The organism is Halorussus lipolyticus (genome assembly GCF_029338375.1).
Classification (GTDB): Archaea; Halobacteriota; Halobacteria; order Halobacteriales; family Haladaptataceae; genus Halorussus; species Halorussus lipolyticus.
Map to the genome: position 1 here is coordinate 1 of NZ_CP119808.1, position 12,884 is coordinate 12,884.

10 protein-coding genes are annotated in these 12,884 nt (G+C 51.1%); 4 read left to right on the forward strand and 6 right to left on the reverse strand.

Features of this window, described 5'->3' with window-relative positions; translation table 11 throughout:
- Window positions 1-278 precede the first annotated feature (278 nt).
- Both P2T57_RS19805 and P2T57_RS19810 read left to right on the forward strand, forming a co-directional pair.
- Window positions 279-1,097 (forward strand): ParA family protein, encoded by an 819-nt coding sequence (locus P2T57_RS19805; protein WP_276302719.1) that lies wholly within the window; start codon window positions 279-281, stop codon window positions 1,095-1,097.
- A complete protein-coding gene (locus P2T57_RS19810) occupies window positions 1,094-1,510 on the forward strand; it encodes a DUF8160 family protein (protein WP_276302720.1) in 417 nt (138 codons plus the stop codon). Before P2T57_RS19805 ends, P2T57_RS19810 begins: the two co-directional genes overlap by 4 nt.
- Before the next feature lie 340 nt (window positions 1,511-1,850).
- On the opposite strand, the gene P2T57_RS19815 is transcribed toward P2T57_RS19810, so the two are convergent.
- Both P2T57_RS19815 and P2T57_RS19820 read right to left on the reverse strand, forming a co-directional pair.
- A complete protein-coding gene (locus P2T57_RS19815) occupies window positions 1,851-4,427 on the reverse strand; it encodes a DEAD/DEAH box helicase (RefSeq protein WP_276302721.1) in 2,577 nt (858 codons plus the stop codon).
- Window positions 4,427-5,344, reverse strand: coding sequence for a HamA C-terminal domain-containing protein (locus P2T57_RS19820; RefSeq protein ID WP_276302722.1), 918 nt, complete (start codon window positions 5,342-5,344; stop codon window positions 4,427-4,429). The genes P2T57_RS19815 and P2T57_RS19820 overlap by 1 nt, the downstream gene beginning before the upstream one ends.
- A gap of 285 nt (window positions 5,345-5,629) precedes the next feature.
- Between P2T57_RS19820 and P2T57_RS19825 the strand changes: the two genes are divergently transcribed.
- Together P2T57_RS19825 and P2T57_RS19830 are read left to right on the forward strand one after the other, a co-directional pair.
- Entirely contained in the window at window positions 5,630-6,262 is a 633-nt protein-coding gene (locus tag P2T57_RS19825) for a hypothetical protein (protein WP_276302723.1), read from the forward strand.
- Window positions 6,263-6,428: 166 nt separating this feature from the next.
- Window positions 6,429-7,235 carry an HNH endonuclease gene (locus P2T57_RS19830; RefSeq protein ID WP_276302724.1) on the forward strand — a complete coding sequence of 269 codons (807 nt, stop codon included), beginning with the start codon at window positions 6,429-6,431 and terminating at the stop codon, window positions 7,233-7,235.
- Window positions 7,236-8,516: 1,281 nt separating this feature from the next.
- Here P2T57_RS19830 and P2T57_RS19835 read toward each other — a convergent pair.
- The 4 genes from P2T57_RS19835 to P2T57_RS19850 all read right to left on the reverse strand — a co-directional run bounded on the left by P2T57_RS19835 (window position 8,517) and on the right by P2T57_RS19850 (window position 12,845).
- The gene (locus P2T57_RS19835; protein WP_276302725.1) at window positions 8,517-9,536 is read right to left on the reverse strand and encodes a restriction endonuclease; all 1,020 of its coding nucleotides are present in this window, start codon (window positions 9,534-9,536) and stop codon (window positions 8,517-8,519) included.
- A gap of 64 nt (window positions 9,537-9,600) precedes the next feature.
- Window positions 9,601-9,897 (reverse strand): hypothetical protein, encoded by a 297-nt coding sequence (locus P2T57_RS19840; RefSeq protein ID WP_276302726.1) that lies wholly within the window; start codon window positions 9,895-9,897, stop codon window positions 9,601-9,603.
- Window positions 9,898-10,302: 405 nt separating this feature from the next.
- Complete coding sequence (locus tag P2T57_RS19845) at window positions 10,303-11,280, reverse strand: IS1595 family transposase (RefSeq protein ID WP_276302590.1); 978 nt, start codon at window positions 11,278-11,280, stop codon at window positions 10,303-10,305.
- 326 nt (window positions 11,281-11,606) lie between these two features.
- Entirely contained in the window at window positions 11,607-12,845 is a 1,239-nt protein-coding gene (locus P2T57_RS19850; RefSeq protein ID WP_276302727.1) for a tyrosine-type recombinase/integrase, read from the reverse strand.
- Window positions 12,846-12,884 lie beyond the last annotated feature (39 nt).

A 12,884-nucleotide genomic window follows, 5' to 3' on the forward strand; every position in this document is an offset into this window, starting at 1 on the left:
TAGAACGAGTGCAACGAGTGTAATGAACGGCTCTCCGGATTAAATTAGATGGCGCTGAAATCGACTATCTATGTACTCGTTGAACGAAACGAAAGAAACGAGCATAACGAATTAATTGATAAAAACGAATACGTTCTATTCAATGAGCATAACGAACGGTAGGATTTAACAGGATGGTATTCCATTCATCGAGCGAAACACCCGCACTGAACGCACCAATCGTAACGAGCGAAACGAACAAAACGAGCACAACGAACTCATCACAGATAACGACCGATATGAGCGACACGAACACTTCACGAATCACCGTAGCGAATCAGAAAGGAGGTGCCGGGAAAACAACGGACGTCATCCATACCGGCGGCGCTCTCGCCGCACGAGGACACGATGTCCTCCTCGTCGACATCGACTACCACGGCGGGCTCACATGTTCACTCGGCTACAACGATCTCTACTACGACACAGACCGGACCACGCTCTTCGACGTACTCGACTTCGACCAAATGGAGGCAGTGAACGACGTCATCGTCGAACATGAGGAGTTCGATATTCTCCCTGCCAGCGAGAAGCTCGCGAACAATAAGAACATCCAGACGCTGCTCGAAGCTCCCAAGAGTCGAGAGCGACTGGGTATGACCCTCGATGAACTTGACAAAGACTACGATTACATCATCGTCGATACCCCACCGTCACTCAACGTTCTCACCGATAACGCACTCGTCGCTACAGGAAACGTGATTATCCCTGTGATTCCGGAGAAGCTAAACGCCAATAGCCTCCAGATTTTCGCAAAACAGCTCAGATCGCTCGAACCAGCCTACGGGGACATCAACCGTCTCGCAATCATGTGCAATCGCGTCGAGCAGAATGGCGAACACCGGAATACGATTGCAGAAATCGAATCAGCATATTCACTACCGGTTTTCCAGATTCCGAAGCGCACCGACCTGTCCCAATCAATCGGCCAAGGAACGTCCATTTTCGGCTTCGACAAAGAGAACAAGCGCGTTGAGGATGCCCGCCAGTTATTCACTGAAATCGCTGATCTCCTTGACGAGACGTTTGAGAAGACTGCTCGGGAGGAGGTGAAAACATGAGTGATGGCTGGGGTGATGCCTCAGGTATCGAAGGCAACTACGAAAACAACGAGGAAGAAGAAACGAACGAGGCGACTGAAACCGACCAAACCAGTTCATCGACTGAAACACAGAAGACGAGCTCACCGAACGAAACGAAGGAAACGACTTCATCGAGTGAAACGAATAAAACGAGCAAGACGAACATCAAGGACGAATGGAACGGCCGGACGATCTACATCCCGGACAACATCCTCGATGATTTGGAGGATACGTACCTTGAGTCCCAACTGAAACTCCGGAAAGCCGGTCGTGACGAATTCAAGAAGAACCGGCATTTCTACCCACTCCTCGTGCAGTTTGGGCTCGAAGCCCTCTCGGACGCCGACGCTGACGAAATTCAGGTTCGACTCTCCGAGATCGGCGATAAATAGATTTCTGTGGGACTGTTGAATCGCTCTAGCATAGTTGGCAGCACGATTTCTTTATTCAGTCGGTATTAAAAACTGAGAACACGGGTACTGTCTATTTACGCAAAACCGTTAGAGGGAGGAGTTGATCACCAGCTTGTCACCGTCTCGAAAACCGACTGGCGAAACCGATTTCCGGCCTCTAAGCCCGGACGGGTCGACGTCCTTCATCTGGTCACTATCGAGTGATGTCGCATTCACTGCTGGGTCCTGACTGAACTACCCATAACCCTACAGTCGTGGAGGAGTCCCCATACGGTGGCTTCAACACAGCCCCTGAGTTAGTGTGCGGCATTCGGATGACCTATAAGACTCCCTGAGACTCTAGGTGCCGAGCGAAGAATTCGGGAATCTTCCCTTGACGATTTTTAAGAAATTCTTCGACATTATCGACGTCCGGCGGTATTCTCAACTGCAGCGCGACTGACCGATCTACACCTTTGGACATAAGACGCAGTTCTCCGAAGTTCATCGATCCCATCTCCAACATCTGGTCGAAGTTGCTTGCCCACTTACCCATTTCGTAGTCAGATTCTTCAAGTATATCGACCAGCATCCCGTAGTACTTAACCAGAATAAATCGAACGTCGTCGTTCACGAGGTCAAGGATTGTTCTAATACACTTACTCAGACCCTCATCCCCAACGTTTGCTTGCCTAGAATCGATCATGGACTTGTACGTCTCTCCCCGAAGCCACTGATTAGCAACTACTACGATCGGCTCCAGCGCTCCGTGCTTCGTTTCTCGGTTTGGGGGGTCGATCCCGTATTCATCATCCTTGGTGAACTTGAATACCTGATTCAACTGCTGAGTGATCCGCATAAGTTTATCGTAACTGTATTCTGCCGTATTCTCACCAATCACCCACCTTTCCGGATTCTTCATTACCAGCCTGTAGAGCGTGTTCTGCTCCACCGGATCAACAGTTGGGTTCCGCCTCAGCAGTTTTTCCGGGATTTCGATGTCTTCAAGAGTCCGATCGAGTTCCTCTTTTGCCGATGAGATATCTGAATCCGAGAGCCCCTTGTTGGAGAGATATTCGTCGACATCGTAGTCGGACTTGAGGTAGCGAGAGCGAAGTAGAACCGACGTATACCGCGTCGATGCGTCTTTGAGCTGCCGGAGGTCGTTGCTACCGAGCGCGGTGATGAGTTTGTTCGGGTTGTCTGTAGCTTGCGAGGTAGCGGGGTTGACCGATTCCTCCGTATCGCTATCCAATTTCTCATCCACCCACTCGTCATCTTCGGCCTCAACGCAATAGATAGAACCGTACAAGCGAGAATCAACACGACCGACCCGTCCGACGAGGTTCTGAAAGTCGAGTTCTGACAGCTCATCGTCTCCTCGATATGCACTGGTTAGGAAGATTTTCTCTGCGGGGAGGTTCACTCCCTCCAATAGAGTAGAAGTACATACGATTGTATCTAGCCCCACCTTCGAGCGATAGAGGTCTTCTATCTCCTCCCTCGCAATCTTCGGAACTCGGCCATGGTGGAAGGCCACTCCTTTTTCGAGGTGGTCAATGAGTGGATAGTCTTCGTGGATCGTGTTCTTCAGAAATTCGGTGAGATCATCGATTCTCGCAGACGTTATCTCTCGGTTCCGGTTGTTTGCGATAGCGTCAGCTCGATCCTCGGCTAGATTGGTTTTGCTGGCATATACCAGATTCTGGCTATTTTGCCCATATTCATCGATTATGGTGGTCAGTGCTCTAGTCTTGCTATTGTTGACCGTAGTATACGTGAGGTCGTCCGGTTCGGCTATCGTGAACTCTAATTTGTCTCCAGAAGGACTGTAGAGGACAACATCAACCATCCGTCTAGATCTGGATTGGTTTTTTGCTCTCTTAAACCGAATAATCGCCTTCATTTGAAGGACCGGTGTAAATGCGGTTTTGATCTGTACGACCTCTCGGTTTGTCAGGCTGCTTAGAGTATCCTGTGGCTCCTCAAGATAGGGACCTGCGGCGACGATTTGAGTTTCCGGCCAGGATTCACTGAGTAATTGAATGATATCCTCGAATAAGACACCCCTCTGCCCGTCCTGGACGTTCTGAATCTCATCGAAGAATATCAGGTCTGGCTCAATCCTCGCCCTAGTGTCCTCGTCGATGAGTCGCAGACACCGCTCAGGAGTAACTACTAAGAATGAGTTCAAATCTGTTTCCAGATCCTCTGATTCCTCCTCGAAATATGCGCCGGTTCTGACCTCAATCTCTTGCTCTCCGTCTAGATCATCGTTAAGACTGGAGAGCTTTTCGCTCACCTCCGCAATGAGTGCTCTAGTCGGGACGACGTAGATTGCTTCGAAGACATCCTCGCTTTCGAGCTCTCTCTGGATGTATTTCCGGAGTATGAATGACTTCCCGGAAGATGTCGGACCGGATATCGCGATATCCTTCCCTGCCTGAAGCGCATTTAGGATATCCTTCTGGAAGGAGGACAGCACAGTCCCATCACCGAGTTCGTGTTGCTGGAGGTCAGAACTCAGCTCGAGGCCTAACGCAGAGTCAAGCGATGAAATGAGCCTCTCCTCGAAGCTGACATCTGCCTGTTCTCGCCGAACGGTATTGAACGTTTGAAGATTGCCAATGCGAGAGAGAACAATATAGAGGTACCGTTCGTACATCTCCTCGTCATCGGTCCCTCGCTTCTCAATATATGCGAGAATCGCAAAGGAAAGGGCCTTGGACTGGTGTTCCTCGTCATCACTGGAAGCGAGAAGTGATGCCACCCAAGCACTCTTTTGGAGTTTACTCTCCGAATTCTGATCCCAACGATAATCTGTAACGCCGAGATCATTATAGAGCAAATCTTTTATCAGTGTGTCCAGACAGTCATTGAAGAACTCCAGGTCCGCTGCGTTTTCGTATGTAGACATTAGTGGTTCGTTGTCCAGGGGTAGATAGCCGCTTTAACGTTCTCTACAAACCGATCTTTGTCCTCTAGTGGGAGGAAAAAGAATGTCAGCCAGTGTTTTCGAAGGTGACTGTAGTCACTCTCCAGAGAGTCGGTTACTTTGGAGAGTAAGTCAGTATCCTCGACATGGTCTTGGAGCTGGTCTACTAGTTCCTGATCGTCCTCGACCGGCTTTGTCTGGAATTCCTCCAGCTCCTCATCCTCATATCCGACGAAAATTGGGTGTAGCATTTGGTAATCTTGGGATTCCCCCGTGAAAAGGGATGAGAGCAGTTCGATCTTCTCTTTCGAGAGATTATCGCTCGGATTACCCATAGCAACCGTTAACTCGTGCTGATTTCGGAGTTGGCTATCTTCTCCGTGGAATCGATCTGTGCTGTCAAGAGCTTCCTCAACCCCATCGTCCAAATCGGTGTACATCTTCGCCTCACCAATTCCTAACGTCGGGGATCCTTCGTATTCCCCGAAGAAGAGGCCGTCAGATCCCTTAACCTGATCAGTCGGGTTTTGTTTCCACCCAAGCTTGTGCGACATCATGGGGATGTCAAGGAAACCTTCAACCATTGTAAATAGAATCAGCTCTCCCCACTTACCATCCATCTTAGCATCATCTCTGTAGTCTGAGAGCTGCTGTGCTTCAAGATGAGGCCGATCGTACTCCTGAATCTCTTCTTCCGACAGCGCAAAGAACATGAATTTGTTTCGAAGAAAATTCACGAATCCATCATAATCCAGCGTTCCGTAACTTGGGCTGACGATAAAAGAGGACGCCCTAATCTTATTCTCACGCCATTCACCAGCATCAGAGAGCTTATCCAGCAGTTCTGACTTCTCGATTACAGTATGCTCTGACCAAGGAACTTGAATCTCATTCTCCATTTTGGGTTCTATTTAGTTACAAGAAAATTTACCCCCGAGTTTAAAAAGCTATCCAAAACTACACATGAGTGCTTAGTGTCTACTAGAGGTTCCACAGATAATTCTAAGTGATGAATTCGGACTACCAGCTACTGGAATTTTTAACGTTCGCCGATGGGCGGAGGCGCATTTGACCTCCGTCGAATACTTACTCACTCTGTACCACCGTCTGTAGACTCGTCAAGGACATCTCGGATTTTGACATAGGTTTCATATTGAATGAATGAAAATAACCGAAAAGAACTGATGAGCTGGATGGAATTTGTCGAGAAATACGATACCCAAATCCTAGTGCTACTGAGTTTATCCGGCCTTAGCCATCTCCTCTCCCGATGGATTCACGAGAACTACTACCTACTTGAGTACATCTTCTTGATTCTAGTTTTCGGGCTAATTCACGAAGCATGGTCAAGCATACAGGCAGACGAGAGTCTCCATGACTTCCTCCAATTGTTCGGTGCTGATTCCAAAACCGGGATGCAGATAGCTCTCATCATATTTATTGGCTCAACCGTCTTCATATCCATCCAACTCCGGAACATTGTCGAAGGAATCTTCGGTCCACTATCAGTCGTACAGATGCTCGCAGTGATTGTCCTGCTCAGCAGAGCCTTTGTCAACGTCTACAGCACACAGAACGTATTCGCTATCTTCGACGGCAACCCCGACACCTACGCGGCATACACAGTAGGAGTGCTCGCGTTCCTGATCTCTTGGAAACTCCGTGACCACTACCCTGCCTACACCTGGACGCACAACATGCTCTCCATCTGGCCAGCTACCATCTGTTCTTGGCTGTTATTCTACCACTCAAGCCTGGGCGACAACCTGCCGAATTTCACCAAGAGGAATCCAAGCCGGAGTGAGCGGTACCACTAAAGTAAATTAATTTATAGAAAAACAATCAAAGAAGATGTTCTGGAGTTCCACAAACGGCACTAAATTGTCCGAAAAAGCCGGGTTTAGTTTCGACAGATACGATCACCCGGAGATATGATTTCGACTTGGCGGTACACTTAAACGGAATCTCTCACACCATTAGGACGTGTCCGTGACCCCAATTGACGTCTTGGAGGATTTAGCCGGAGAGCAAGTGAGTGTAGTTCGGAAAGAAGCCGAACCAATTTCTGGTTCTCTTGACAGCTTTGATGGACATCTGAATCTTGAGGTAGGAGGATCAGTAGTCCGAGGTAACGAAATTGTATTGATTACAACATCAAATCGGCCTAAGTCTCAATCTACTATAGCAAACCATAAATCAGATATTAAACATATTGGTGAGGTCTCTGAAGAATCACAAGGAATTGACTCACATAGAAAAGACAGTAAACAAGAAAAGACATCGGAAACGGTTGAAGATGAAGCAATAGAAGAATCTATACGGGATTCAGATGACAAGAGTGACATTGAACCCCGAAATAAAGAATGTGATGGGGATAAATCTTCCTCTAATTCGGAACTAATCGGGTCGAAAAATCGTGAGTTAGTAGAATTACGGAAGAAGGCTGAATCAGCTGCTAGTGATGATCCAGTAAGAGACACGTCTGAACTAGTTGGGTCAAGATACGTTCGTGCACCGGCTATTAAGCAGTATGCTAAAACTCGTGCTGATGGCATCTGTGAATATTGCGATGATTCTGCTCCGTTCTTGACTGATGATGGCGATCCGTATCTTGAAGTTCATCACGTGGATGAACTTGGCGAAGGTGGTGTTGATCACCCGGATACGGTCGTTGCTCTCTGTCCTACCTGTCACAAACAAATTCATCATGGGAAGGAAGGCGAGAAAATGAATCAGGAGCTCAAAGAAATGCTTGAGGATGGTTTGGCGGATATCGGTGTTGAAGACTGAAGGAGCTTCGCCGTTCTTAGACGCCAGTTTATCAAAACCAAGCAACCGGGAGACTAGACCAACCGTCAACGACGAGTCAAACCACGGCAATTCCGCTGGCGGCACCCGCAACAAGAACAGGTACACGAACAGTACTGCCGTGAACATGTACGAATCGACCATGACTGACAATGAATTGTCTCACGACTGTATTATTTCGATACCGCCATCATGCGTGTACGCAAATGGCGAGGCCGGTTGCCGTCGAGCTACTAATCAGAGTCGGTGCCAGCAGGACGTGAAAATGCTGTTTCTCACCGAACTCGATAACAGTGGGAGCTACCTTGTCGGTTGCCATCGAAATCACCGTGCCGCTCGCCGAGTTGCATATATCCACTACCGAACTGTCCACTCATCCGTTGCTGGTGTGGCTTACGATGTTTTACAGCAGAGGGACCAATCTCGGTATGGGCAGAACCAACCGACCCATTGCGACCAGCTCAACGCCTGGAAAGACGACTGGTAGCCATACCTGAACTTTCCGCCGTGAGAATCAGGACCGATACGACCGGCTCGTCGACGGAGCCTACGAACGTAGCATGGCGGGTGGAGGATTCAATCCGGCCGGCGTTGGGCGGACTGTGTTGATGAACATGATGAATCAACCCCGACATAGAAGGATTATATAACTCAACCACACCATCTCCCGTGCGCGCACGTGGGAAACCTTGATAACCCAAGCGTTCTAACATGGCGATTATGCGAGACCTCCCCGCGCCATCGGAGGTCAGCTTTCCTTCGGAGCGCCGCGTCCGCCAGAAGCTTGGACGCGGCATAGTTGAGTAAGGGCGGTCCGTCAAAGGCGGGCAAAAAACCCCGTAATAAGCATTTCCCACCGGAGTCGAGTTGCCGGTATCACAAGGCCTTCATATGGCATACTGTACTGCGATTATCTATTCTTCCAGTAACCGTCTTTGCTCCTGGATTTATATGGCCAGTCGCGTTCTTTTATGAATGCGGTCGAGGATTTGACAAGGTTCTCGGACATCATCTTTGGAGACAATGGATAGGGCCAGCAGTCAGTCGTTGCTCCTTCAAGTGGACTCTGTTCTTTGTGGTAATTCTTATCGTAGGGGTCATGAAGGGGTATGACCCAGGAAAAATCATCATCTACACTGCTGCTGCCGTAGCTGGCGCACGAATAGTGAACTGATGGATTCCAACACCTTTAGCGTCAATTCTCACCCGGCTCACTTCGTCGTCAGCCAAGTCCACCGTTAGCCGAAAGGAAAGAATCTCGATTCAACCTTGTTGTTTCTGAGCGTCTGTTAGATACGAACTCAAAACAGCGGTAAAGTCGTGGTCCTCAACGAGCAACGTAAGCTCACGGCCATCCACCAATAGTACATCCAGTTCCTCAGCACGCTCCTCGGCCGCCCCAGTAAACGACCCCGTCGTCACGACCAAGACTTCATCAGCATCCGGGAACTGTAGCTGGAGACTGGCGTACTGCTGGATTTCTGGCCCGCCGACGGACGTATTCGGGCCATACCGCTTTGTCTGAATCACCTGCTTCTGCTCCGACTGATGGCCGCGTGTCGCGACGATATCGACGCCCGCATCCCCAGACCGGGGACTGACTTCGGTATCCCACCCTCGCTCCTCCCAAAGATCTGCAACAAAATACTCAAAATCGTAGCTGTCCAGGTTCTGCATCAACGACTGCAGTTCCGACCGGGAGACATTCAGTGACTGGTCGGCGTCCACCTCAGCTTTGTTCCGCCGTATCGGCTTCCCCATTTCATCTTCAATCTTATCTTTGAATTCTGGGCCCGTGTCGGGCGGGACTTGCCAGACCTTTCTCGTCCCGTTGGTCGTGAACAACCAAAGTTCCTTTATTATCCCGCCACGGATTTCCACTTCCGAAATTTGGCTTAACGCCACCTCGTACACGGGAGTATCTTTCTTGATTTGAACCCCTAGCACTCGGTGTGAGGAGAGAACAAGCCGGGTGCGTTTTTTATTCCGGAGGGAGTCTTTGCAGACTATGAAGTCGCGGAATTTCTCATGTTGCTTCCGACGCTTTTGCAGTGTCTTACGGATGCTGTGGTGGAGGTTCGGTAACCCAGTGAGTCTGTTGGTCGCTTCCTTAGTGGGGGTGGTTTCAGGGGTAGGGAAGGAATCTGTTTCTATCCCGGCTTTTTGCCGGACATAGTTGGTTATTTTCCTGAGTTCGTATTTACTTAGATTTCTGTCGAAGGTGAACTTGTACTCGAATTCATCGGTCTTAAATACGTATTTATTATTATGGGCTATATTCACCCACTGACAATCGGTGATTTCCGTATATGGGAGTTTGAATGGTAATCTCCGCCAGTATTGCCAATTAAAAAGTGGACCTGTTCATCGGTGACAATACAAAACGATTTGTATCGACTGGTAGAGTATTCTTTGTCAGGAGTCCCTTTATTGCCGTAAAAACCTTTAGTCCGGAGTTTTCGGACTTGAGGAGATAATGGGGTTGTTCACTTTCCTCAAGATAATCTGCTGGAGCCTTCTTATACAGGTTTTCTGCAATAAAACCGGGTTTCCTTTTAAGTAGATATTTTGATTTAACCGAGTCTCCGTAGGCGTTTTCGATGAGGGGGTCATTTGCGTCAACGTATCCCCCGAGTTTGGCCAACTACCCCATGTGTATCGATACCGCGGTACTCGGACTTAACCGGTAGCCCCGTGACACCCGGTTAACCAACACATCGCTTGTTCCGTAGGTTAATCCCCCGAAGTTGCTGTAGTATAGCTCTGCCTCAGGGAACTCGTACTCCAATACTTTCACCACTTCGCTGTACAGTTGCCAGAAACCATCTGGGTCGTGGTCGTAGTAGTTGAGCGAGGTGTCGAAGCAGATGGTACTGTCGCGGTTACGCTTAAGATCGGCTCGGTCGCGGGTGTGGGCCCGATCTCCCAGTACCGGTCGTCTTTCGGGAGTAGGTCGTCACCTCGAGATCGGCCGTGGTCTTGTAAACCGCGTCGATTGGGTATCAGCGTCTCGCGTTGGCTAGTTTCTGTTGGTTAAGATTTGGCGCTCTTATGTAGAGCTGCGGAAAGCCCCGATAACGAGACACTCAATGGTTGAGTCGACGGATTTGCCAGCCAGGATGAGTGAGCGAACAATGCCGAAGGTACGAGCGGCCTGTTCCAAGCCCTGCTTGGACAGGCCGCGGAACTTCCGCAGCCATGGTTGAACAAGCGAAAACAGGCACTCAGCCTGATTAATGTGGACGCCCTCGGGCGATACGTACCGTTCCTTGTGCACGACGGTTCGATGGTCACGCTCCATCTCTCGGTAGGCTTGGAGACCGTCGGTCCAGACCTCTCCCAGTGGCTGGGAGAGGTCTTCAGCCGCCTGAATCACTGGCTCAAGATCACCGTCGTAGTCGATGCCGAGTTGGCCGCGGATCACGCGAAGCGAGTCGCGGCACGCCGCGACGAGCGTCAGTTGATCACCGTGACGCCCTCGCCAGCGTGATCGGCCTCTCTGGGACGAGCCGCCGCGAGAACGGCTGTGCCGCGGCGGCTCTTGGCCTTTGTAGCCCGAACAGATCTCACCAGATTCGTCGACTTGTATCGGTCCGTCGATGGTTTGGTCGAGGAGGCTCCAGACGACGGGGAAGCCGCGATGAATCGCGGCTTCCACCTCCCGAATCGCCGTGTGAATGGTTTTGTAGGCTCGCCCGACCAACGGCGCGATCTGGTTGATACTGAGTAAGGTATCAGCGTAGAGCGTGAATGCGAGAAGTACCTCGCCGCAGGTGAGGTGCTTCTCGTGGAACGGCGTTCCGTAGGTGTAGACCGGCTTGAAGTTGCAGTCTCGGCACCACACGCGGTCGAGATGCGGCCACGTTTGAACCGAGTTGTGCCCGCAGCGTGGACAGGACGTGTTCTCCCAGAAGTCCTTGAGTCGCCGCTCGATGCGGGCATCGAGCGGCTCGGTGTCGATCTTGACAACGCCCAGCTCGATCAGCTCTCGAAACATTGCGCCGAACGCTGGCTGAGCAGACGACATACTCCCGAATTATGGCCAGCTCAGTGTAACTACAGGGGCTTTCCGCAGCTCTACATAAGAGCGAGATTTGGTCGTGGTCTCGGTGTCATTCTATTCGTGGAGCCGTGTAGTAGCGATCCGCGACAGGAACTTCAGGAGCTCTACCTGTTCAGCGTTGCTGAGGTCGTTCCATGCCTGTCGAATCTTCTACATAGTGCGTTTGTTGACGCCGCTTCGCTTTGAGGCTTCGTTGATGTTCTCCGGCTACCGAATTAGGAACCAGGCATGACGATATTCTGGTGTTTGTGTTCGTCCAATATCTTGAGTCTAGTTCCGTTCAATTCCACCTACTCGCCGAACGCGTCTGCGAGCAACTCTCGCATCGCAGGCCGCCGGGCTTCCCGGCGTTTCTCCTCAGAAAGATAGTTTTGATACACTACGTCTGCGGATGAACTCCCCTGTTCGTCAGCGATGATATCGAGGCGGTCGAGCACGTCCGCAAGCGCATCCTGATATTGGCTGTACCAGAATCGGCGGGCCATGTGGGGTTTCGGGAGGCCGCTGTCGACGCGGACATCAGCCTGTTCGGCGAGTCGATGAAATCGATTCCGGACAGTATCCGAGTCGATGTGTCCAGTCTCAGCCTGCGTCGAGGGAAAGAGGTAGCCATTCCACTCGTCGTAGTCGTCGACGAGTTCGCGCTGGCGCTCCCGGTAGGCGTCCAAGCCATAGAGGAGGCTGACCGTACTCGGGCCGTTCTTCCGCTCCTCGAACTCAAGGTGTGGGTCTTCGGAGTCGACACCGACGAACTGATTCACGTGGAGTCGCGCGACCTCGCCCGACCGTAATCCCCACGCGGCGAGTGCAACAAGCAGGAGGCGGTCCTCGGCCGCGTTGGCTTCGTTGTTGAGTGCGCGGACGTCCGAAGGTGCTAGTGCCTTATTGTCGGGTTCGGCGCGCTCCCAGCCAAAGTCGGTCGTCACGCCGTCCAAGGGATTGTAAGCGGCCGCACCGTGTCGGTCGAGTCGATCGTACCAGCCCTGGACCGTCCCGACGTAGGTGAACTTCGTGCCGTCGGTCGCGAGTTTGTCGTCGAGGACCTCCACAACTTGGTAGGCGCGCTCTGTTTCGGCGGCCTGCTCTGACGGATCAGACAGCGGCGTAAGGAGGTCCGACGTTTCGTGGAGGTCCTCGTAGATTTGCGCATAGGTCGCCAGATGGGTGCGTTTTGAGGCGAGTGTGGAGTCGGCAAGCTTCCGGCGGCGGTCGAGTGCGCGTAGGTAGGCTTCGAACTCGTCGATGGTTTCGGTGGACGAAATCTGCCAGGCGTAGTCATCCGGTGATTTACTGGAAACAGTGGGGTCGTCAAGGCCGACCACGTCGGTGAGGAACTCTTTGATAGTGAGGTCGTGATGTTGCCGAAGGGTATAGCTGATACCGCTGTATCCGAGGTCGGCGAGCGTCTCGTAGGACGGTCGGGTGTGGGGGTCGCGTCCGTCACGGCGCAACGCGGGCGCGATTTCATCCCAGTACAGCTCTTCGAGACCGTCGAGGTCGTGGTGACTCCAGTTGATGGTCTTGCTCATGGAGGTATAGCTGGATTTCTGCGGGGGTGGGTGATTTTA

Excerpts from the sequence above, each read along its gene's own strand:
- P2T57_RS19805 (WP_276302719.1), top strand. The coding sequence starts at position 279 with ATGAGCGACACGAACACTTCACGAATCACCGTAGCGAATCAGAAAGGA.
- P2T57_RS19810 (WP_276302720.1), top strand. The coding sequence starts at position 1,094 with ATGAGTGATGGCTGGGGTGATGCCTCAGGTATCGAAGGCAACTACGAA.
- P2T57_RS19815 (WP_276302721.1), bottom strand. The coding sequence starts at position 4,427 with ATGTCTACATACGAAAACGCAGCGGACCTGGAGTTCTTCAATGACTGT.
- P2T57_RS19820 (WP_276302722.1), bottom strand. The coding sequence starts at position 5,344 with ATGGAGAATGAGATTCAAGTTCCTTGGTCAGAGCATACTGTAATCGAG.
- P2T57_RS19825 (WP_276302723.1), top strand. The coding sequence starts at position 5,630 with ATGAGCTGGATGGAATTTGTCGAGAAATACGATACCCAAATCCTAGTG.
- P2T57_RS19845 (WP_276302590.1), bottom strand. The coding sequence starts at position 11,280 with ATGTCGTCTGCTCAGCCAGCGTTCGGCGCAATGTTTCGAGAGCTGATC.
- P2T57_RS19850 (WP_276302727.1), bottom strand. The coding sequence starts at position 12,845 with ATGAGCAAGACCATCAACTGGAGTCACCACGACCTCGACGGTCTCGAA.